Origin of the sequence: Alicyclobacillus fastidiosus (assembly GCF_026651875.1) — a bacterium.
Lineage (GTDB): Bacteria > Bacillota > Bacilli > Alicyclobacillales > Alicyclobacillaceae > Alicyclobacillus > Alicyclobacillus fastidiosus.
In genome coordinates this window covers 5,073,857-5,094,475 of record NZ_CP104067.1, presented here as the reverse complement: position 1 = coordinate 5,094,475, position 20,619 = coordinate 5,073,857, and the positions used below count along the sequence as shown (strand labels likewise).

General features: G+C 45.7%; 17 protein-coding genes and 1 pseudogene. 9 read left to right on the top strand and 9 right to left on the bottom strand.

Annotation, left to right across the window (positions count from 1 at the left end):
* Positions 1-434: 434 nt before the first annotated feature.
* From NZD89_RS24845 to NZD89_RS24825, 5 genes are all read left to right on the top strand, one after another.
* Positions 435-875 (top strand): alginate lyase family protein, encoded by a 441-nt coding sequence (locus tag NZD89_RS24845; protein ID WP_268005346.1) that lies wholly within the window; start codon positions 435-437, stop codon positions 873-875.
* Positions 876-1,166: 291 nt separating this feature from the next.
* On the top strand, positions 1,167-3,002 hold the full coding sequence (gene asnB, locus NZD89_RS24840) for an asparagine synthase (glutamine-hydrolyzing) (protein ID WP_268005345.1): 1,836 nt from the start codon (positions 1,167-1,169) through the stop codon (positions 3,000-3,002).
* Positions 3,003-3,074: 72 nt separating this feature from the next.
* The gene (locus NZD89_RS24835; RefSeq protein WP_268005344.1) at positions 3,075-4,283 is read left to right on the top strand and encodes a cytochrome P450; all 1,209 of its coding nucleotides are present in this window, start codon (positions 3,075-3,077) and stop codon (positions 4,281-4,283) included.
* Between the two features lie 426 nt (positions 4,284-4,709).
* The gene (locus tag NZD89_RS24830; protein WP_268005343.1) at positions 4,710-5,267 is read left to right on the top strand and encodes a recombinase family protein; all 558 of its coding nucleotides are present in this window, start codon (positions 4,710-4,712) and stop codon (positions 5,265-5,267) included.
* Positions 5,268-5,717: 450 nt separating this feature from the next.
* Positions 5,718-6,833, top strand: a complete 1,116-nt coding sequence (locus NZD89_RS24825; protein ID WP_268005342.1) for a GerAB/ArcD/ProY family transporter — start codon at positions 5,718-5,720, stop codon at positions 6,831-6,833.
* 224 nt (positions 6,834-7,057) lie between these two features.
* On the opposite strand, the gene NZD89_RS24820 is transcribed toward NZD89_RS24825, so the two are convergent.
* From NZD89_RS24820 to NZD89_RS24810, 3 genes are all read right to left on the bottom strand, one after another.
* Positions 7,058-7,846 carry a class I SAM-dependent methyltransferase gene (locus NZD89_RS24820; protein ID WP_268005341.1) on the bottom strand — a complete coding sequence of 263 codons (789 nt, stop codon included), beginning with the start codon at positions 7,844-7,846 and terminating at the stop codon, positions 7,058-7,060.
* 200 nt (positions 7,847-8,046) lie between these two features.
* Positions 8,047-8,934, bottom strand: a complete 888-nt coding sequence (locus NZD89_RS24815) for a serine/threonine-protein kinase (RefSeq protein ID WP_268008609.1) — start codon at positions 8,932-8,934, stop codon at positions 8,047-8,049.
* 389 nt (positions 8,935-9,323) lie between these two features.
* A complete protein-coding gene (locus NZD89_RS24810; protein ID WP_268005340.1) occupies positions 9,324-9,890 on the bottom strand; it encodes a TetR/AcrR family transcriptional regulator in 567 nt (188 codons plus the stop codon).
* A 160-nt stretch (positions 9,891-10,050) separates the two neighbouring features.
* On the opposite strand from NZD89_RS24810, the gene NZD89_RS24805 reads away from it, so the two are divergent.
* The 3 genes from NZD89_RS24805 (at position 10,051) to NZD89_RS24795 (ending at position 12,570) form a co-directional block, all read left to right on the top strand.
* A complete protein-coding gene (locus NZD89_RS24805) occupies positions 10,051-10,347 on the top strand; it encodes a ketopantoate reductase family protein (RefSeq protein WP_268005339.1) in 297 nt (98 codons plus the stop codon).
* Between the two features lie 107 nt (positions 10,348-10,454).
* Positions 10,455-11,699, top strand: a complete 1,245-nt coding sequence (locus NZD89_RS24800) for an IS4 family transposase (RefSeq protein WP_268003651.1) — start codon at positions 10,455-10,457, stop codon at positions 11,697-11,699.
* 160 nt (positions 11,700-11,859) lie between these two features.
* Positions 11,860-12,570 carry a ketopantoate reductase family protein gene (locus NZD89_RS24795; protein ID WP_268005338.1) on the top strand — a complete coding sequence of 237 codons (711 nt, stop codon included), beginning with the start codon at positions 11,860-11,862 and terminating at the stop codon, positions 12,568-12,570.
* 480 nt (positions 12,571-13,050) lie between these two features.
* On the opposite strand, the gene NZD89_RS24790 is transcribed toward NZD89_RS24795, so the two are convergent.
* The 3 genes and pseudogenes from NZD89_RS24790 to NZD89_RS24780 all read right to left on the bottom strand — a co-directional run bounded on the left by NZD89_RS24790 (position 13,051) and on the right by NZD89_RS24780 (position 16,623).
* Positions 13,051-13,914 carry a P-loop NTPase family protein gene (locus NZD89_RS24790; RefSeq protein WP_268005337.1) on the bottom strand — a complete coding sequence of 288 codons (864 nt, stop codon included), beginning with the start codon at positions 13,912-13,914 and terminating at the stop codon, positions 13,051-13,053.
* A 451-nt stretch (positions 13,915-14,365) separates the two neighbouring features.
* Positions 14,366-15,672, bottom strand: a pseudogene (locus NZD89_RS24785) (IS110 family RNA-guided transposase).
* A gap of 378 nt (positions 15,673-16,050) precedes the next feature.
* Positions 16,051-16,623, bottom strand: a complete 573-nt coding sequence (locus tag NZD89_RS24780) for a TetR family transcriptional regulator (protein WP_268005336.1) — start codon at positions 16,621-16,623, stop codon at positions 16,051-16,053.
* 235 nt (positions 16,624-16,858) lie between these two features.
* Here NZD89_RS24780 and NZD89_RS24775 point away from each other — a divergent pair, with 235 nt between their 5' ends.
* A complete protein-coding gene (locus NZD89_RS24775) occupies positions 16,859-17,620 on the top strand; it encodes an SDR family oxidoreductase (protein ID WP_268005335.1) in 762 nt (253 codons plus the stop codon).
* 667 nt (positions 17,621-18,287) lie between these two features.
* Here NZD89_RS24775 and NZD89_RS24770 read toward each other — a convergent pair.
* The 3 genes from NZD89_RS24770 to NZD89_RS24760 form a co-directional block, all read right to left on the bottom strand.
* Positions 18,288-18,515 carry a Rid family hydrolase gene (locus NZD89_RS24770; RefSeq protein ID WP_268005334.1) on the bottom strand — a complete coding sequence of 76 codons (228 nt, stop codon included), beginning with the start codon at positions 18,513-18,515 and terminating at the stop codon, positions 18,288-18,290.
* Between the two features lie 115 nt (positions 18,516-18,630).
* On the bottom strand, positions 18,631-19,629 hold the full coding sequence (locus NZD89_RS24765; protein ID WP_268005333.1) for an alpha/beta hydrolase: 999 nt from the start codon (positions 19,627-19,629) through the stop codon (positions 18,631-18,633).
* A 35-nt stretch (positions 19,630-19,664) separates the two neighbouring features.
* The gene (locus NZD89_RS24760; RefSeq protein ID WP_268005332.1) at positions 19,665-20,549 is read right to left on the bottom strand and encodes an MBL fold metallo-hydrolase; all 885 of its coding nucleotides are present in this window, start codon (positions 20,547-20,549) and stop codon (positions 19,665-19,667) included.
* Positions 20,550-20,619 lie beyond the last annotated feature (70 nt).

Genomic DNA, 20,619 nt, shown 5'->3' with positions numbered 1-20,619 from the left:
TAGCTCACTATGACAAAATAGCCTGTAGGTAGTATCCCAGTACCTGTGTACGCTCATGCGATGATTTTGGAACTCGGAATAAAATGACGGCGAAGATGTAGGGACGATGATTAGTTAGCTGCGTAGATACATAATCTATATAGATACAAATTGTCACATTAAGAGGGCGTTAAGAGTGGAGCAGGCGTATTGCATGAAATGCGACTGTCTAAAGGACATTAGGGACATGGCGCACATTTTTGAGACAGGATTTAGGCGAATTGAACAAATGGATTATCCGCTGGGGAGTTGTAAGGATCATGCGCCGAAAAGCGCGATAGACGATTTGGACGAGCCTAAATAGATCATACGTTGTTTGAAACACTCTCATGGCGGCAGTCAAGTAGTTATCTCCAAAAACACCGTTTACGGGACCTTTTGAGTATCCGGTTCTGGTGCAAAAATATTTGAATACACCATATGTAGTGTGGATTCAGTTACGATACACCACTGTATATTGTGGTTTCGTGAATTTTTGCACCAGAACCCATTATACTTTATATGATTTGCAAGCGTTTACGATTTTGGCTGAACTTGGGGAGCGCGTGGGGTACAATCTTTGGGATTACAAAACACCAGATGGTCGAAGCCTGAAGAAGGCCTATGAATTTGTCGTTCCGTATTTGAATGGGGAAAAATGGCCATACCCAGAAATCGAACAAGAGGATCTGACGAACTATGCTCCGTATTTGCGGGTTGCGGCTTCGCAATATGGTGAAAAAAGTTTTAGTGAAGCAGCTGACAACGTACTAGGAAGCGAAATCCAAACCAACCGAGTTAATTTGACTACCCCAAAACCAATTTTTAAATGCTCTTTGTCTATTGGCATCAAATGAGTTGCTCCAGCAAGAAGAAGTCTCCTCTGGTTGTTCGGAGGAGACTTCTTTTGGATGACTTGAGTTTCGGGATAATCCATTTCTTGGAGAGCGCGTTTGGTTCAGCTTATTTTTCAAATAAACCACCGTCCGGGTGGCAAGACCCATGACAGTCCTGGTTATGAATCATGTTTTAGTTTGTGAATCCCCTTACATAGTTTGCTAAAATATATTTCAGGACTATACATTTAGTCTCACGAAATAGTCTCACGAAAATTTTTTCAGAATCCATAAAAGGATGTGACAATTTCGATGTGCGGTATCACAGGATGGGTTGATTGGCAGAGAGACTTGACACAGCAAAAAGAGGTTCTGCAAGCAATGACAGACACCATGGAATGTCGAGGGCCGGACGCGGAAGGGACTTGGTTATCTTCCCGGGTCGCTTTCGGACACAGACGTCTGGCTGTCATCGACATCGAAGGTGGTAGCCAACCGATGGTCAAAAAAGTTTCCGATCAGAAAACGTATGTGATCACATACAGCGGAGAGATTTACAACTTTATCGAGTTGCGCCGCGAACTGCAAGCGCGCGGCCACATCTTTACCACGCGCTCCGACACAGAAGTGCTCCTTACTTCATACATCGAGTGGGGGCCGTCATGTGTCGAACACTTAAACGGTATTTTCGCCTTCGGTATTTGGGACGAGGAAAACCAGGAACTGTTCTTGGCGAGAGACCGACTGGGTGTAAAACCACTGTTTTATGCGGAACGCGGGAGTGCCATCCTCTTTGGATCCGAGCCGAAAGCGTTGCTTGCAAACCCCCTCGTGCAACCGGAGGTTGACATGGAAGGCCTTACTGAAATCTTTGCGATGTTCCCTCTGCGTACGCCGGGCCATGGGATATACAAAGATGTGCATGAAATTAGGCCGGGATATACTCTGAGCTTCAACCGTTCCGGTCGCCATATCACGCAGTATTGGAAACTGGAAAGTCGACTTCATACAGAGGACGTCGACACGACGGCGAAACACATTAGGGAGCTTCTTTACGATACTATCGAGCGTCAACTGATTTCCGACGTCCCTTACTGCACGCTCTTATCCGGTGGTTTGGATTCCAGTGCGATGACCGCCATCGCGACGGACATCCTCAACCGAAAAGGGAAGGAGACATTGCGGACTTTCGCGGTCGATTTCAGAGACAGTGACAAACATTTTAAACCGAGCACGATTCGACCGGACCGGGACGCTCCGTATGTCCATCAAGTCGCAGAATATGTCAAATCACATCATCGCGATATCATTCTTGACACCCCTGATCTTGTCGACCATTCATTCGCTCCGTTGCGGGCGCGAGACCTCCCTGGTATGGGCGAGATGGACACCTCGTTGTACTTAATGTTCAAGGCGCTGAAACAGGAAGCGACGGTCGCGCTATCGGGAGAGTCCGCGGACGAAGTGTTCGGAGGCTACCCTTGGTTCTATTCGGAAGAGAGCATCAAAGCGGAGACTTTTCCTTTCCTAATGAATGTCTCCGATGCCTTATCGGCGGAATTTAGAGCGAAGATCAAACCGGAGGAATATCGACGAGCACGTTACCAGCAAGCTATCGCGGAAGTACCTCGGCTTGATGGGGAAACTGGATTGGATAAGCGTATGCGAGAGATATTCTATCTACACCTGGTGTGGGGGTCTTTGCCCACGTTACTGGACCGCAAAGATCGAATGAGCATGGCAGTGGGGTTGGAAGTCCGCGTCCCCTTCTGCGATCACCGACTTGTACAATATGTGTGGAATATCCCTTGGGACATGAAGACAGTTGGCAACCGCGAAAAAGGGGTTCTGCGCGAGGCTGTGAAAGGTTTACTCCCGCATGAGGTCCTATATCGAAAAAAGAGTGGCTATCCAGGAACACAGAACCCGTCCTACGAGAACGCGATGCGTTCCGCTGTGCTGGACATTTTGGCCGATTCGAACTCACCTTTGCTGTCGTTCGTCGACAAGGATAGGGTGAATGAACTTCTAAATCTGAAAAAATCGGCTCATTCAGTGATGACTTCAGCACAGGAAAGAACACATCAGTTGGCGTTCTTGGTCCAGGTCAATAAATGGTTGACGGATTACCACATTTCGATCCGTTGATGATACGTGACTACCGCTTCTATATGTGTAATTTGAATATTTAAAATTGAATCCCTTTAGGAGGTAGCTCTCATGAGTCTCGTATCAGCCATGAAAGACCATGAACCGTTCCCTTGGTACCAGTCGATGCGCGAACACGCTCCGGTGCACTACAACTCGGAAGAAGATTACTGGGAAGTCTTTCGTTTTGAGGACGTGAACAAGGTTTTGTCCGACCATAAAAATTTCTCTTCGGACCTAAAATACTTAAACCTACCAAACGAGGATAACGTCATTCTCCCGTTTTTCAAGCAAAGTCTGATCCAAATGGATCCACCTCAACACAAGACATTTCGAAACCTAGTCAATCAACCATTTTGGCCAAAGTCGGTCGCGGAGTTGACTCCCAGGATTCAAAAAATCACTTATGAACTGCTCAATGGCGTAGCCGGGAAAGAACAAATGGATGTCATCGACGATTTTGCTTATCCCCTGCCCGTCACCGTCATTGCCGAATTACTGGGTGTCCCTCACGAGGACCGGGATTTATTTAAACATTGGGCGGACGTTCAAGTCGCCACCGGCGTTGGCGTTATTGGTCAACGGATCGACGACCCGGAAACTCTCCGAGCTCGCCAACAGGTTCAAGATGAAATGAGCCGATACTTTAAAACCATCCTGGAGGCACGACGAAAAGAGCCTCAATCCGATTTAATCACTCATCTATTAGCTTCGGAAATTCAAGGAGAAAGGTTATCAGAAGAGCAATTGCTGGGCTTTTGCAGTTTGCTCTTGATCGCGGGTCACATTACCACAACGAACCTCATTGCGAACGCGTTTCTCTGCTTGGCGGAGTATCCGGAAGCACTTACGTCCTTACGCAACCGTCCGGAACTCATCCCCAGTTTCGTGGAAGAAGTCCTTCGTTACCGGTCCCCAGTGCAGCGAATTACCCGATTCACGGCGACCGACACGAAAATTGGAGGTCAAACGATCCGGGCCGGTCAACGAGTCTTGGCGTGGATTGGATCCGCGAATCGAGATGAATTGAATTTCCCAAATGCCAATCAATTCGATCTCGAACGGAACCCGAATCCTCATCTTGCGTTTGGACATGGCATCCACATTTGCTTAGGCGCCCCTCTCGCTCGACTGGAGGGTAAAGTTGCCTTCGACGTATTATTGCAGAGATTGTCGGACATGAATTGTTTAGATGACACTGTATTTGAGCCTATTGAGAGTTCTGTTATTTACGGTGTAAAACAACTCCCAATACGAATCCAATCGACGGCTGTAGTGTAATGTCATCACGAACGAAGACGACTTTGTCATAGGGTTAAAGTCCCGGTAGGCTTCGAATCTCTTGAGCACCATTACTTCTTCTAGGCCGCTGCAGAAATGCAGCGGTCACTTTGTTGCGGCCAGGCAATACCCTCCAGATGAAAGGTGGCTCACCACACAAGAGTAGTCCTTTATTGTGCAGCGTTTGTCCGTCATCGGGCCAACGAGACCACGTTATCGCAGAACGTCGGACGACCAAATCTAGGTAGATCATTTTGTCCAGAAAGTCCTCATTTTCTGAACACCTGACTTCACGAAGTTTTTAATCTATAATTTGGGTGATTTCACGTTCAGAAAGTCTGTTCTATTTTCTATGTTCATTAACCATATAAAATACATCTTATGAAACAGTGGGAATACCTTAATTTGTAAAGGGTGTGCTACAAATTGTTGATTGGATATGCGCGTGTCTCAACTGGACTACAAAATTTGGATTTACAGCTAGATGCTTTACAGCAATATGGTTGCGAAGAAATTTTTCATGACAAAATCAGTGGGGCACAAAGTAAACGACCAGGATTGGATCAGGTGCTTCAATATGCTCGGAAGGGAGACATGGTTGTTGTTTGGCGTTTAGATAGATTGGGACGGAACATGCAAGATTTAATTCAATTGGTGAACACGCTGAATGAACGGGGAATTGGTTTTCATAGTCTTCAAGAGAATTTGACCATGAATCGAGGAAGCGCAACGGGGCAGTTGATGTTTCATTTATTTGCAGCATTCGCAGAATTCGAGCGTAACTTAATTCAGGAACGTTCCGCAGCTGGTCGTGCTTCCGCAAGAGCACGAGGTCGCCTAGGTGGACGTCCTGAAAAATTCCATACCAAAGACATTGAAATGATGAAGTCTCTAATTAGTAATGGTACTCCGATTAAGGATGTCGCCGAAAAGTGGGGCGTTTCACGGACCACAATTTATCGCTATCTAGAAAAGTCGCAGTGATGTTCATATATACACCATTTTGTATGTTCATGCGTAATTGAGGGGGCTTCCTTTTTGAACTAACGCACCCTTTAGCGCAATAAGCACGCTACTAAATATTCAACCAAGATACATAAATCCAGACCTCCTATTAAGCTGGATTAGGGCAATAAGGGTGACCATAATCTTCTGTCGTATAAGCACCGGTTAGGTCATGAAAGCTCTCCACCATACGATGTCCCACGTCGTTCGAAGAATCTTAATCCTAAAGGTAAACAGTTATAACACCGAACAATGTCCTCAAAGGCATTAACTGTTAAACACCTCTCCTGTCGAAAGTGGCATTGTACTCACAATATTAGTCCCCAGTACCATGTGAAATCTGCGAGGTTTATAAAGGAGCAATGTGGGAAAAATGTCTAGTTCAATAAACATTAGTGTCTATGATTTCAGTGAGAAGGAGTACCGGCCGTGAAACAAATCTTATCTTGGTTTCAGGTAATTGCACTTACATCCACCTGTTACTTGGCATTGATGCTCTGGTTCTTCCCTCGCATTGCCGTAGAGCATGCAGGTTTGGATGCCTTGTGGGCGGTCCTCGGAGTGACTGTTATAGGGGTATTGACTGGTTGGGTGCTAGGTTTGACTACTGAGCGATTTCCAAACCTCACGGGAGCAGAGATAGGAAAGTTGGTTTGGGGAAAATGGATTGGTACCGTAGTCGAAGTGTTATACATCCCAATTTATATATATTTCAGTGCTTTGTGCATTTACTTTTTCGTCGTCGTGTTAAATAGTTTCTTACCAAATACACCATTATTGGTGTTGATGGTTACCATGTGTCTCGTTGCGGCTAGGGGAGCTTGGCTTGGGGTTGAGTCCTTGGGACGTGTCGCCAGCATTGTGTTTCCAATTACTTTTCTTGGGACAATAGTTATATTTCTGTCTCTCCTCTTTCAGGCACATCGCTTTTGGATTCCACATACAGTAACCAGTTGGTCAAATACCATTGAAGGTATTTATTATCTTTATCCACTGTATTTTGGGTTTACTATCGCCCGCATGTTGAGCCCGTATTATGAGCATAAAAAACTGCGCTCGATTTGGTACCCCATCATCAGTGCTGCCGCTGGAGGAGTTGCGATTATCATTGTAGCTCTTGCAGTGATCTTAAATTTGGGATGGGAAGGCACAAGAGACATCTCTTTCTCACTTCCATTTGCCATTCAATTAGTTCGCTTGACGAACTCGCCGATTGAACGCGTGGGAATTGTTATCATCATTCTCACAACGGCTTTTACGGTGTTGTTTGTCAGTAACGTCACATGGGCTCTGTCATCACTGGGTGCGCGAATCTTCAATATGCCAGAGGACAAACACAAATGGTTTATTTGTCCAATAATCATTCTCACTATTGTAGTCGCTGCTTCGTTCCGCAGTGAACAACAAGCCTTTCAGTTCCTGGATAAATACTTAGTTCCATTAGGGTGGGTAGAAGTATTTGTTATACCTCTTCTGCAATGGATCACCGCGGTACTGCGTGGTCTTCGGACGGAGCCTGTACCAAATCAAAAAAAGAAAACCTAATGGGAGTAAACACACCCCTAAGGACAGATCCATACACCCTAGACAACGGTATGTAAGGTGAGCTTGTGGTATATTTTGCAGTTGTAATATGCACAAGCCACGCCCCACTCTTGAACTGCCCAAGAACGACAGAGGACACCTGCTGTGATCAACGTATAATCATGCAAGTGTCCAGGTACTGTTATTCGGTTAATGCCATGATTGTTTAATACCTGATGTTGTGTTCATGGATTTAATGGGGGCAACTGTACATCAATTTTATCAGCAACAAGAGTATAAAACTCAGGAAGCTTTGGGTTTTGAACACTCCTTATCTCCTCAAATGCACGAATAAATAACCCTTGAGACGCCAGAGAAGTTACAATTTCACCTACAGTCCAACTACGTGTTAACACCTTAGCTAAACCAGAGCGTTCTTCTTCTGGAAGCAACTTGGCAAACGCCACTTCACCTTCCTTGATGGTATCGTCAAAGTAAACTCCAGATGGGTTCGGTAGATTGTAGGTGCTCATCACCACTTTGGTAAATGGATGGAAATCGGTGAGGAGATAACGCCCGTTTATGCCCAATCTTCGATTAACTACAGAAAAAATAGCATTGAGGTCTGTGAAATAGTGAAGGATACCAAACTCCATTAACACGATATCGAAATTCCCCAACGTGTCCTCGGTGGGGATATTTAAGGCATCAGAACAAATGTAATTTAACTGTACACCAGCGGCTTTTGCCACCTGTGTAGCGTATGCTCGATTTTCCTCGGATATATCGACTACAGTTAGATCAGCTCCCATCAGGGCTAAAGAAATAGCTTTACGACCATGGGAACCTAGGAGATTCAGCACTCGTTTTCCTGCTGGATCACCAATGTACTTCAGCCAATAACGCAGATGATGTGTATGGTTTTGCTTAAGTTCTTCGGCAAGCTGATTGGGCGTTCCAAATTCATGAACCCAAGCCTGATACGCCTTCGTTTCCCATGCAGTCTTGTTTGCACGAGACAGTTGCTGTTGCATACACATACCTCCCAAAAAACGGTCCCGCAGATCATGTTAAGCTACCATTCGGCATTAAATTGTCGAAACCTTCTTGAACATTACTGCCCAATTGTCCCATAAGCCTGTGACTGTCAGGCTGGATATTCATGCAATACCAGTGAAGATGGTTATTGTGCTTACGGGGATAAGTTCCATACCAGCGTCTGTCAGTCCAATCTTCATAATGATTTTTGAATCACATTTCGATATCTTGCTTCTCTCCATGCGTGGTAAAACTCAGCGACTGATGAAAACCTCTTCGTCCTCCCCTCATCAACCGCACGCAATGCAACCTCGTACAAAGCCTCACTTGCTTCCCACTTTGATAATGATCTATCGGATTCGCCACCGAACAGTACGAAAGCGGTAGCCCCCATGTTAAACACGTTCGTCTGTTCATCAATTACCGCACCCATTTCAAATTCCTCAGGTGACATGAACCTTGATGAACCCCAGAGTCTTCCCATGTTGTTGATGAACGGCTTCTTCGCATAGAGATCGATATCACAAATTCTTGTGGAGTTTGTTGAAAAGTCATATAGAATACTCCCGTCATAGAAGTCAATGGCTACGCAATCCATTGCTTCAACATGAACATGGAACTGAAAAATTGCGTCCAATGATGTCAATCGTAGGTCAACAGGTAACTGCCTAAAGCGGAAGTATGGAGAATCTGGATGAGTATATTTTTGCGGTGGTGGGAATGACCAGTGAGGATGAAGACATTCCCCATCGAACCATTCGAAGACTCCGGCATACCCGTTGCCCACTTCAAAGTGATTTACCAGGTTTATCAAACTGGGATGTTTTAAATCTTGATACACAGGTATGGCACGCTTTAAACGCTCGACGGCATCCTCCGGATTTCCCGAATAATCCATTGTCTTGGCACCCGCGTATTTAACAAACAGCTTGTTCCGCCCTTCTTGGATACCAAATGACAGATTCCCGGAATCCTGTTCATCGAAAACACAAAATACCTTACCAAGAGTTTTCAACCAGTCGAAATTTTGATACTCTTTCAGTCGGAAGGACACACCGTTGACATCAATTGTTATAACGGGAATAACCCCCTATCCTTTTCAATGTTCCGCTTAATACATTTTACATGAGAGTAATCCGCTTATTGCGCATTCCTGCCCGATAACGACACAAGACGAGTTATTCACGAAGTGCATATCCATGCACACATTAACGGACTTTCTTGTGGGATTAATCCCTATAGCGCAATATCATTTCCGAGAAATCTAGCTGAAATATTGATACAGGAACCTGACCAACATGGGTCAAGTTCTCACAGAGAAGCTAACATGTTTAATCAACGGTTCTGTATATGCTAGCTATAACCTGTCGACGATACTGACCACGATTGAAGTAGTGAATGTCACAACCGCACTTGGGTAACCCCCAACCGTATGCTTTTAGTCCGTGTGTCACCATCGCCATTGGGGGTAGTTCAATATTCAAATTGGGGTATTACCTGATTAACTTTGAGCAGTTGCCATAACTTTTCCGTAATCTCTTTTGCAGAACAGGACATCGCGTACATAAACCACCATTCAATCACTCCAACAATCGCCGAACTCAAAAATTGTACTAAAATATCGTTGCTCATATCATCTTGCTTTAAATTGTTTTTAATAATTTGATTCCGTATCCCCTTTTTCATCATTTCTTGTAAGTGATTTCTGAAAGAAGGAATACCTTTGTTCGTCAGTAAAGTCCTATAAGAGGGAGCGTTCCTCTCCATTTGTTCAAGCGTACGGAGTAATGAATCCCTAGAGGGATAAGTTACTGCTTCGTCCTCTGGCAAACAGCTTGTGATTAATTGTTCTAGTTGAGCCTCTATGCATTTATCCAACAAATCATATTTATCCACATAATGCGAGTAGATAGTGCCTCGGTTTACATCAGCACGCTCTGCAATTTCATACATCGATATTTTCTCAAAATCTTTCTCATCCATCAGACAAATTAATGCGTCCATAATGGCTGCTTGGCTCTTTTTGATTCTTCTGTCCATAGAAATTTCCCCCGTTTTAGACAGTCGATTGTATTTTGTTGAAAAACCAACAGTACCGATAAATCTGGCGATTGATACATGTTGTCGAAGCTGATAATTTGACTATATCGTACAAATGGTCAATAACCAACAATCGTCAGAAATCAGAGGGGGCTATGACTTGAGAATATTGGTTTTCGGCGTGGGAGTATTAGGCAGTTATCTTGTTCATGCGCTACTGCGCGGAGGTAACGAAGTAACAATACTTGCCAGAGGAAAGCGAGCAGAACAACTGAACAAAGATGGACTGGTCATCCGCCATTATTTTCAACGTAAAACGACTGTCGATGCAGTAAAAGTGATCAATTTTCTCCAGCCAGACGATATCTATGATCTCATTTTTGTTGTTATGAAATCACTAGCGTTGCATAAAGGAATTTATGGTTTGTCAAGTGCTTCGAGTTGTCAGAATGTATAGATGAAATGTTTGGAAGTTTCATGATTTAGACAACACCAACATGAAAAAATCTCCTTAGAATGAGAAGTACAGGTAGTCCTGTCCAACTCTCTCTAAGGAGACCCACCATGGACAAGGATACCACGAAATCGGCGTTCCGGGAGTATGTTACCCCGCTGAATGTCAGTACCATATTGCAGGAATTAAACCGTCTCAAGATGGAGCGGTACGTTAAGAAGCTCGGTGTCATCTCATTCATCCGGCTCGTCGTCTTCGCCCAGGTCAATCAAATCCCGTCACTGAAGGACATCAGTTTGGAGTTGGAAGCCAATGAATCCCTCCAGAAAGAACTGGCGCTAGACTCTATTAGTGCTTCCCAGTTGTCCAGGAAGTTGCGAGAAACGCCGTCATACTTTCTGGATTTCGTGTTCCGTGAATGTGTCGAGCAAATCACTCGCCAGGTCGGTGCAAAACGAGCGAACGAGAAAATGCGACGGATTAATCTGGTGGACTCATCGACCATTTCAATGTGTGTTTCACAGTATCCTTGGGCAGAGTTTCGCAGTACTAAAGCTGGTGTGAAACTGCACCTGCGTCTGGTATTTCTAGACGATCAAGTTGCGCCAGATAAGGCGATCCTCACGCCCGCCAAACCTGCGGACAAGACACAGATGGATGCGTTAGTGGTCGTAGAACCGAATGCGTTGAACGTCTTTGACCGTGGCTATGTGGATTACCGTAAGTTCGATACGTACTGTGCAAACGGAACGAAGTTTGTCACTCGGCTCAAAGATAATGCGGTCATTCACGAAGTCATTGAAGAGCGACAGGTACCGTCCGATTCACCGGTTACGAGAGAAGCATTGGTACGCTTGGGGAGTTATCCAAATTACGTGATGGAGCACACCCTGCGGTTGCTTGAAACCACGGACAATGAAGGCAAGCGCGTCGTGATACTGACGAATGACATGACGATGGATGCAGAGCAAATCTGTGACGTGTACCGAAAGCGTTGGCAAATAGAGTTGTTCTTTAAATGGGTCAAGCAGCACCTGGTACTCAAGCGCCTATACGGTCATAGTGAAAATGGCGTGTATAACCAACTGCTCATTGCACTGATTACGTACTGCCTGTTGATTCTCTTGCAAGCGAAGGTGTCCCACAGCGGCAAGCTACTTGAGGTTTACAAATGTCTACGTCTCTATTGGGACCGAGCCTTTTCTGAGTTTGTGAAGGCGTTGTACAAGAAACCAGGTCGAACATCCAAGGGACGACGACGATGCAAGGTGGAAGACATCTTTGAGCAAACGGTGCAGCAGTACATAGAGCGTGAAACGGAGCATCTTGAGACCGTTATCTACGACCTAATCTAACATTCCTGATTATGGATATTCGAACTACCTGACATAGGGGTATTGACCTTTTAGACCATAAGCCACGGAAACAAAAAATCCGAGTATTCAGTCCGTAACTTTGAACGGCAATTCACCCTCTCTTGACAGGCTCAGAGAAGTTTTATGCAACGTTAGTGTTATGAAATATAACGATTTCCCAGCAGTACTGCCTATTTTGGCAAATAATCAGAGTAGTAATATTGTTCTTGTGGGTAATAATGCGGATGCCCATGGCATGCAAAATTTCCTAGAGGAAAAGAGTCTTGTTAAAAAAAACGTCGTCTTCGGTTTTCAGCTTAGCGGAGGACGCAAAGAAGAAAATGGTCGCATCATCTGCGTACGTGGAGTCGGAAAAATGGTGCTTGGCAGCCTCAATGGAAACATACCATTTAAACCGCTACTAGAAAATGCATTTGAGCATACCAAGTATCAATTAGCTTATCATGACGATATTGACGCATGGTTAAAAAGTCATATCATCCTTATTGTTCCTCTGAACGCTGCTAGCTTTATTCAAAATGGTAATTTGAAAGAAGTAGCTAAGAACAACGAGCTTTTGAAGCAAATTATCTCAGCAATGGACGAGGGATTTACGGTATTGGAACAGTTAGGATATTCGGTTACCCCTGCAAGCCTAGTCAATTTTATACGTAAACACAGACTTGGGAGATACATTGTATTTAAAATTTACCATAACTCGCCGTTCGTAAAATTGGTAGATGGATCTTTTGGTGAGATAGTAGCCTTATATGATTCATTCGATAAGTTGAAACAAAAATCAACCCTCCTGACCGCCAATTGGGATAAACTTAAAAAACAATCTACTTCCAAGTTTATCGGAGAGAAGTAACAATTGTAACGCCACCATACGCCTGTCCACGTCTGGGCAACTGCTACCCTGTCTGTTTGACCGCCAGTTCAACGGACTCGTGGTCGCTAGTTTCCTGATTACCGTAGGACTAACCATTGCCTTGTCGGCATCTATCAGAGGCAACCCATGGTCCCCTCTGATGGATGCCACCCTAGATCCTGGGCAAATCGTGAGTTGGCGTACTTAGATGAAAAACTGCATGAGACTCCTCTACTCCATCACTGCCCGTGGGTTCCTCACTGGAAAAACAAACATGTCGTTAGCGGTTGTACGGTTCACAGCGTCGGATCCCCGCGTGCTGATTAAGAATTTTACAGTGGTATCGCCTCGTTCGATCTATCTCATGAATGGCATCCGTTTTGGTAGAGTCTTCTTGCACATAGCTGTCCCTAAGTGACACAACGGTACGGGAACCCATATTGAATATTCATTCATTTTTCGTTGCTCTGGCTTCTTCAGTTATTGCCCCCGTTGCAATAAGCGATAGGGGTTATGCGCTTGTATATCTTCTTCTATTTTCCGATGCGACTCCGACCAGTCACTCTGAGGATTATCGATTTGAAGGACGCTAATCGGGAGATTCTCCAATATTTCTAGTTCAAGTGACCGCCTTGCCGCTAAAACCTCGACATACCCATCTGTACCTTTCAATCCACGTGAACGTCCGTACCCTTGTTGGGTATGATACCAAACGACAAAATCTAACCACTCATTTGACCGTTCCTTGCTTACCTTGTTTATCGTTTCGTTTACGTCTAATGGATTGAGATAAACCAGAATCGGGTCAAGTTTTTCAATTGCTCGGCTTAACTTGAGGATGTGACGTAAAACGTATTCTTTATCCTCGCCATTTCTAACGAATAGCTGAGTTAAAGCATTTTGTAGATAACAACATTCGAAAATTACAACAGTGTTTCTTTCGGCTTGATATGCAGAAAATGCTTCCCATCTCTGCAGAATCACATTACAATATTTGTCTGAGGGGAGTTCGTAAACATCAAACTTACTGATGGCTGTTATGATCTCTTCAGGCAGGTCAGATTCTTTTGCTAATTTCCCGTAGGATAAAAAAAGATTTCCTCCATTCTCTAAAACTGCGGAACGAAGAATGTTTTCGTACTTAAAATATGTCATAACTAGCTCATCAAATTGTTCACGAGTAAGGCAAGCGATTGACTCGCAGTCAGCAGGGTGATCGAGATTCCCCTCATAAAACAATTCGCATGGAATCACTTGACTCTGAAGATATTCTGCAATGAAACTAGCCGTTGAGCTTTTCCCCGAACCTGGAATACCTTCAACAATGATTAACTTTGTATTCATACTACCTCCATAAACTCGAAATATGATTCAGTGGTGGTCATCAAGCCATAAAAACTGATGCAATAAATTACGGTTCTCTTCTTGCACCTTCCTCTCTCAATGATCTAAGATTTTCCCAGTCATTTAGCGGTTTCCTTCTTGGTCTAAACTAGACGTTTGGCTTGGAATGCCGTGATTTCATGGGCTTTTCAGCCGTAAGGGCACATTCAAATAAGGGTTGGCCCCTTTCTTGAATTTTATGGTCGCGCTTTTGGATCTCCACTTCTACCTTCGCGGCCTACCCTCTCATGCCTCACGGGGTCCATTTCTGGCCCTTACATTCCATCATTCCGCCTATCGAAGGGTGGAGGCCAGCTTTGCTGCCCGCCAGGGTCGTTGCCCTCAAGGAATGTTTAGTACCGGCTGCTCCGCGCTTCGTTTGTCCGGTCTTGCCTCAACAAAAACTGCTAAATCACGTGGCGTAAATTAGACTCTCAAGCGGCATTCTGTAACCGTTCTGATGGATTGGCCCCAGCATTTGAATCGGATCGTATGGAACTTTTCGCTTCCACAGTACAAACATAATGCGAATCAACTTACAGCATAAGGCCACAATCGACTGCACTTTCTTGAGCGGGTTTTCTGACCGTTGGGTGTAGTATCTGTGCAGGCTCTGAAACTCCGCGTTCTTTGCAATCAACGGGATCACACATCGGAATAACAAGGCGCGCAATTTCGGCCTTCCGCGTTTCGTGATCTGTTTACGTCCATTGTGACTCCCAGAACTATTCTCCTTCAGGTTCAATCCCGCCAGCTTTTGAATCTGTCTGGGATGTTCGTAAGACGAGATGTCGCCCACTTCCGCAATAAAGCCAGCGGCTGTCACGAGCCCAATTCCGGGTACACTCATCAGTTGTGATGCCCCAGGAATCTGCCTTACCAATTGTTCAATCTCTGCTAGCAATTGTTCCAGTTGCTCGTGTAGCAAGTCGTACTGTCCCAACAGGATCTGCAGTTCCCGTCGAGCCATTTGTAGCCCTTCGGTAATCCCTATCGACGTGCTTGCCGCACTCAACAACTGCCTCGCACGGCTGACTCCGACACCGCGAGAGATGCCTCCATCACGCCAGGCACGAACAATTTCTGCTTCGGTCTCGCTGCCTACGTCTTCTGGTAGCGGAAAGGCGTGCAAACACACCAGAGCGGCCTGACCTTCCCAGTCCTTGAACACGCTCGTGAACTCCGGGAAGAACCGATCCAACCAATTGTGAACCCGCCCTTGCACTCGCTTTAGGTCCTCGCTCAAACGCTCTCTTTAATTCATTCCCACGCGCAATTCCGCGTAGATACCCTCGGGAATGTGGGGTACGGAGTAGCGTCCGTCTTTAACCAACTGCGAGATCACTCGAGCGTCTTTTCGGTCGTTCTTCGTTGGATTGTTGTCATCCAACTCCTTGCTCTTCTTCACGTGCATTGGATTCACTAGAACAACACCGATGCCGTGATGACGCAGAAACTGTGCGAGATTCATCCAGTAGTGGCCTGTTGGCTCGACGCCTAGAATGACGTTGTCAAAGCCATGCTCCACCTTGAGCGTCTCAATCCAAGAGAGCAACCTCTCGAATCCATCTCTCGTATTGTCGAAGCTAGTGGCTTGACCAACTCAATACCGCGCGCATCGCTGGCACGCGCGACATGAACCTTCTTAGCAATATCTGCTCCGACGACCAAGGTCGAATCTGTGACACGACGAATCTTCGCATTTTGCGTTATACTCACTGCTGAGCAACCTCCTGGTTCTGTGTTGTGATTGGCCAATCCAAACACTACCAAGGGGTTGTTTTCTATTCAATCCTCAAGAACTTTCATAATAGGAATGCTGCCCGCTAACGCAGTAACAGTTCCAAACCATGATTGTATATTTATGTATTAGCGAGTCCGAGTTTTTCTCAGACATTCGCCCCCTTTACCTGAAGAAGCGACGCTCCGTTCCGTTGTGAAAACAAGAGACAGTGGTTTTAAGATTTTTACAATAGGCTAGACAGCTCTTGTTCTGACACGGGACTGTAGAGCACGTTTTCACCAGTCATTACCGCCCAATACCTGTCACCGTACGACCTGTGAGTGCCAACACCCCCTCCAGTCGCGCAATTCATATCAGCTTTCTTCACCTTTAGCGATCAGACGAACGGCTTTGGCGATTGCATCCCTTGTATCGCTCGGAATTTTCACGGCATCTGGATCGTGCGACGGCCCGAATGGATGTGTTGGCGTCCAGGCGGTGGCCAAAGCCATGATCGCAGTCATAAGAAAGCCAGGAGTGAACGTCGTTCCTACCAGACCATCTTTTTGCGCATCCATTATCGCTTTAATTTTCTTGTCGCGGACAGAGGTACGCTCGGTTATATTGTCTACCTTCTGCTCCAAACTGTACCATGTCATTAACCGTACTATATGTGGATGTGTCATAGCCCAATCGAATACTTTTGCCGCATAACCAGGAAGATCCTCAGGTGTGAAGGAAATTTCCTCATAAACTCGCGTTAAGTGTTTCTCGAGGACAGTTTTAAAAAGCGTTTCTTTATTCTCAAAGTAAATGTAGATAAGATTCTTGTTGCATCCAGCATTCTTAGCAATGCGGTCAACGCGCGCACCCGCAATGCCGTAGTAGGAGAACTCCTCCATAGCCGCCTCTAAAATCCGTTCTTTTGTTGCCTCAGCGTTTCTCAAAGGATGCCCCACCTTTTCCAAGCGTTCATTTAGTGTTTTCAATATATCATACGGACAACGCCTTGACTAACTGGTTAGTTGTTAGTATGATGTAAACAACCAGTTAGTTATATTCGAGTTACAGCGACCCGCGTTGGTTAGACTATCTGGTGACTCTTATGAAGAATGGAGAATACACGGTGACACAATCCAACGTCGTGTTCAAAGCGCAGACTCATGCTGGAGGCGAACTTCGATGAAACTTTCAGGAAATACAATACTCATTACGGGTGGCAGTGCGGGCATTGGACTTGCTTTTGCAGAACGCTTTATCAAGGCTGGAAATACAGTCATCGTCTGTGGGCGACGTGAAAGTGTCCTTCAGGATGCCAAGGAGAAGTTTCCAAATCTCGTTACTCGCGTCAGTGACGTTGGAGTTGAATCCGACCGTACAGCGTTGTTTGACTGGGTGACAACGAACTATCCAGACGTCAACGTATTAGTGAACAATGCAGGGATTCAACAGCGTTTTCATGTGTTGAAGGCAAATGCGAAGGATAATTGGAGCTATTACAACAATGAAATCATGGTCAATCTTGAAGCTCCTGTTCATCTATCCATGATGTTCGCCCCATTTTTTGCAAGAAAAGAAGATGCGGCCATTGTGAATGTGACGTCTGGGTTGGCTTTCACACCCCTAGCGATTGCCCCCGTTTATTCGGCGACCAAAGCGGCGCTACACTCATTTACGATGAGTCTCAGACACCAACTGGCTAATACATCTGTAGAAGTCATTGAAGTGGCTCCACCGGCAGTGAACACCGATTTGGGTGGATCGGGTCTACATACGGTCGGAGAACCATTAGACGCTTTCGCAGATGGAATTTTCCAAGGGTTCGCAGAGGGTAAAGAGGAGATTGGCTATGGCTCGTCCGTGGATCGCCTGCGCATGTCACGTGACGAAATCGACGTATACGTACATAAAATGTATCAAGCTATGAAAAGCACCATTGAGTAATTTTTGATGAGCATAGGGACTGCTTCCGTAGTGGCTTTCACCGCTCTCGGGACAGTCCCTTCGTCGTTTCATTCTTTGATTAACAGACTCACTATTCAGCTGCCCGATTGCGACGGAACATTGATCGCATTGCCATTGTATATCCATGCGGTGTGACGGGGGATCCTCTGTTCCAGAATCGCCCCGGTTGATATAAACCACACGGTCAAGCCCCGTATCGTGATAAGGTTGTTGTCCGGTCACGGACGTTATATACATTACAGGGTAAATGGGCAGTAACCTGCTAACCCATAACGAGCGAAAGTGCAACTTAACCCCTTGGCTAAGTTTCGAAGATGAATAATCGTTGAAACGAAGTCGTGATCATTCGTTTGAGAATGAGCGAAAGACTGCAGTACTCTATGTAGTGGACCTATCCGAGGAGTCATCTCAAACAACCATGAGTTATGCAGTTGCTCTCAATAATTGGGTATTGGCAGGTTCGAACCACCTCAATTCTAGCGTTGTTGGCCAAAATTTGCGGATGAGTCTTGCACAATGTTATTGAAGATTCTGGTTTACGCATATTGCACAGGCATGTACTCTTCCAGAAAGATCGCGAAGTATGTATGGTGTATTCGCATTTGTTGGTTTGCCGAGCATCCCGACTATTGCTCAGTCCACAACTTTATTTAGTTTTCACGACATCCTCCAAGGTGAAACCGCCTTTCGCCAATACCGCCTTGAGGTTCGTCAATACCTGATGGGTTTGAGCAACGATGCCTTCCTCCAAATTGCCTTCGGTATCAATCGGAAGCATCCCCGATGTGTAGATGGCGTCTCCGAATGCGATGGCTTGCGAATAAGGTCCGATAGCGGCAGGGGCTTTTGCTGTTGATATTGAAGTATGACTCATTGGAAAAATTCCCCATATTCTTCATAAGATTTGTTTAAAATAGGGACCTGCGGCGACATACCGCAGGCCTCCGTTTAGGTAACGGATATTTAAAAACCTTGGCATTGCAACAACCTTATTTCGCGGGTACGTACGATTCATCCAGGAAGCCGCGGATTGCTTGGAAAGCTTGCATCCTGTTTTTCTCCAGCAGAACCATATGTGTTCCTTCTCCAATCTCTACCCAGCGACGGTAAGTGGCGCCAGTCAGTGACGTGAAGAAGTTCTGAGCCAAATCAAGGGGCACATCGATGTCCCATTCCGCGTGAACAAGAAGGACAGGCACAGTGATTTCCTTGGGATTATAAAAAGCTCTGTTAACCGTCCAGTATTCACGGATGTCCAGGATAGGTCCATTGGTCGCCCGAATATGCCCCGGATGGGCGTTTTGGCTCCCCGGATCGGCAGCTAATGTCGCTTCGACCCATTTTTCGAACCAACCTTCCGGAATCAGATCGACGCGTTTATCTTCGGGAGCGGCGCTTAACCAACGTTCCTTCGTACTACCGACCGGGACGAGGCGATAGGAGCCAAGCGGACCTCCGGTATCGATGGGAATCGGTTTCGTGCTTAGCCATTGAGGTGCAATAAGCGAAAGTTTATTTACTTTATCGTTGTTTCGGCTGGTATAGGCCCCGGCAACCGTTCCTCCCCAAGACATTCCAAGAACGTTTACTTTCGATAAATTCCGCCGTTTTAGAACGAAGTCCACCGCTGAGCTCAAGTCCCGAACTCCCGTTTCCGTACGAACAAGCGGAGGGTTAGAGTCAGCGGGCTGCTCCATCTCGGGCGGCCTCGTCGAACCGCCGTAGCCGCGCACATCCACGGCATAGACGTCGTAACCATGACTTGCTAGGTAGTCCAAGAAAGAGAAGCCATCCAACTCAACGTCATACAGACTGCCAATCGGATATGTGGCGCCGTGAACCATGACAATCGTTTTCTCGTTAGTGAAGGTTTTCATGGAAGCTGGGCGTTTGTTGCGTACAAAAAGTTCGATGCCGGACGTATCGCTTGCGATACGGAGGTCTTCGGTCAAGATAGGCATATGAAGTAGAGAATCGCTTGTTGTCATTTTGTCAACACCTTTCGTAGCTAAATGCTAGCTTCTTAAATGAATTCCCATTTGAATCCGTTACCGCTGCGAGTCACATACCCCGCCGCACTCTCTGGAAAATGCGTGCTAAAATAAATGATTGGCCGATCCGCTACATAATTTAGCGCCCAGCGCCGAGAAATGCGCGCTTGTTCCGCGAATTCACAATACATGGAATTCCATTCGGGGTTATACACCTGGAACGGATGGTGCATCACATCTGCGCCAAACAAAGCTTCTTCTCCGCCGGACGTAAGGCTGATCGACATTTGACCGATACTATGGCCCGGAGACGGAATGAATTTGAAAATATCAAGAAACTCTCCTCCCTCGGGACCGATGGTTTGCGTCAGTCCAGCTTCGACAACAGGCAAAACGCTCTCTTCGTAAGCGTTAAAGTTGGCTTCGTTTGCTTTATTATGGCTGGCTGTGCTGGAGTAATATTGTTGTTCCGAAAGTGGCAATACATATTTGGCATTCGGGAATGTCGGTACCCATTTTCCATCTACAAGTCTAGTATTCCAACCGACATGATCCACATGCAAATGCGTCAACAGGACATAGTCCACGTCTTCCGGCGTAACTCCCGCATCCTTGAGACGTTCGAGATAGGGGAGTTGGAGATTGGATAAATCCGGATTATATGGAAGGTTCTTATCATTTCCCGTTGCCGTATCAATAAGAATCGTATGGTTGGGAGTCTTCACAACCCAAGTTCCTATACTAACGATAAGCTGAGAATTACTGTCGATGACACCGGAAGGAAGGGTGTCTCTATTCTCCTTCAGGAATGCGGGGCTCCACGAGCCCGGAAAATAAATTTCTGGCTGAATGCCGCTTATCGTCATTTCTGTGACACGGGTTACAGTAACATCACCTACTTTATAGACCTTGGTCATTTGTTCCCCCCCGGTATTCTCTCAAATGGACAGTTGGAACAACTTCAATATTTCGATGAGAGATAGTAGC

Excerpts from the sequence above, each read along its gene's own strand:
- NZD89_RS24810 (WP_268005340.1), bottom strand. The coding sequence starts at position 9,890 with ATGGACAGAAGAATCAAAAAGAGCCAAGCAGCCATTATGGACGCATTA.
- NZD89_RS24770 (WP_268005334.1), bottom strand. The coding sequence starts at position 18,515 with ATGAGTCATACTTCAATATCAACAGCAAAAGCCCCTGCCGCTATCGGA.
- NZD89_RS24820 (WP_268005341.1), bottom strand. The coding sequence starts at position 7,846 with ATGCAACAGCAACTGTCTCGTGCAAACAAGACTGCATGGGAAACGAAG.
- NZD89_RS24775 (WP_268005335.1), top strand. The coding sequence starts at position 16,859 with ATGAAACTTTCAGGAAATACAATACTCATTACGGGTGGCAGTGCGGGC.
- NZD89_RS24835 (WP_268005344.1), top strand. The coding sequence starts at position 3,075 with ATGAGTCTCGTATCAGCCATGAAAGACCATGAACCGTTCCCTTGGTAC.
- asnB (WP_268005345.1), top strand. The coding sequence starts at position 1,167 with ATGTGCGGTATCACAGGATGGGTTGATTGGCAGAGAGACTTGACACAG.
- NZD89_RS24760 (WP_268005332.1), bottom strand. The coding sequence starts at position 20,549 with ATGACCAAGGTCTATAAAGTAGGTGATGTTACTGTAACCCGTGTCACA.
- NZD89_RS24790 (WP_268005337.1), bottom strand. The coding sequence starts at position 13,914 with ATGAATACAAAGTTAATCATTGTTGAAGGTATTCCAGGTTCGGGGAAA.
- NZD89_RS24795 (WP_268005338.1), top strand. The coding sequence starts at position 11,860 with ATGAAATATAACGATTTCCCAGCAGTACTGCCTATTTTGGCAAATAAT.
- NZD89_RS24765 (WP_268005333.1), bottom strand. The coding sequence starts at position 19,629 with ATGACAACAAGCGATTCTCTACTTCATATGCCTATCTTGACCGAAGAC.
- NZD89_RS24800 (WP_268003651.1), top strand. The coding sequence starts at position 10,455 with ATGGACAAGGATACCACGAAATCGGCGTTCCGGGAGTATGTTACCCCG.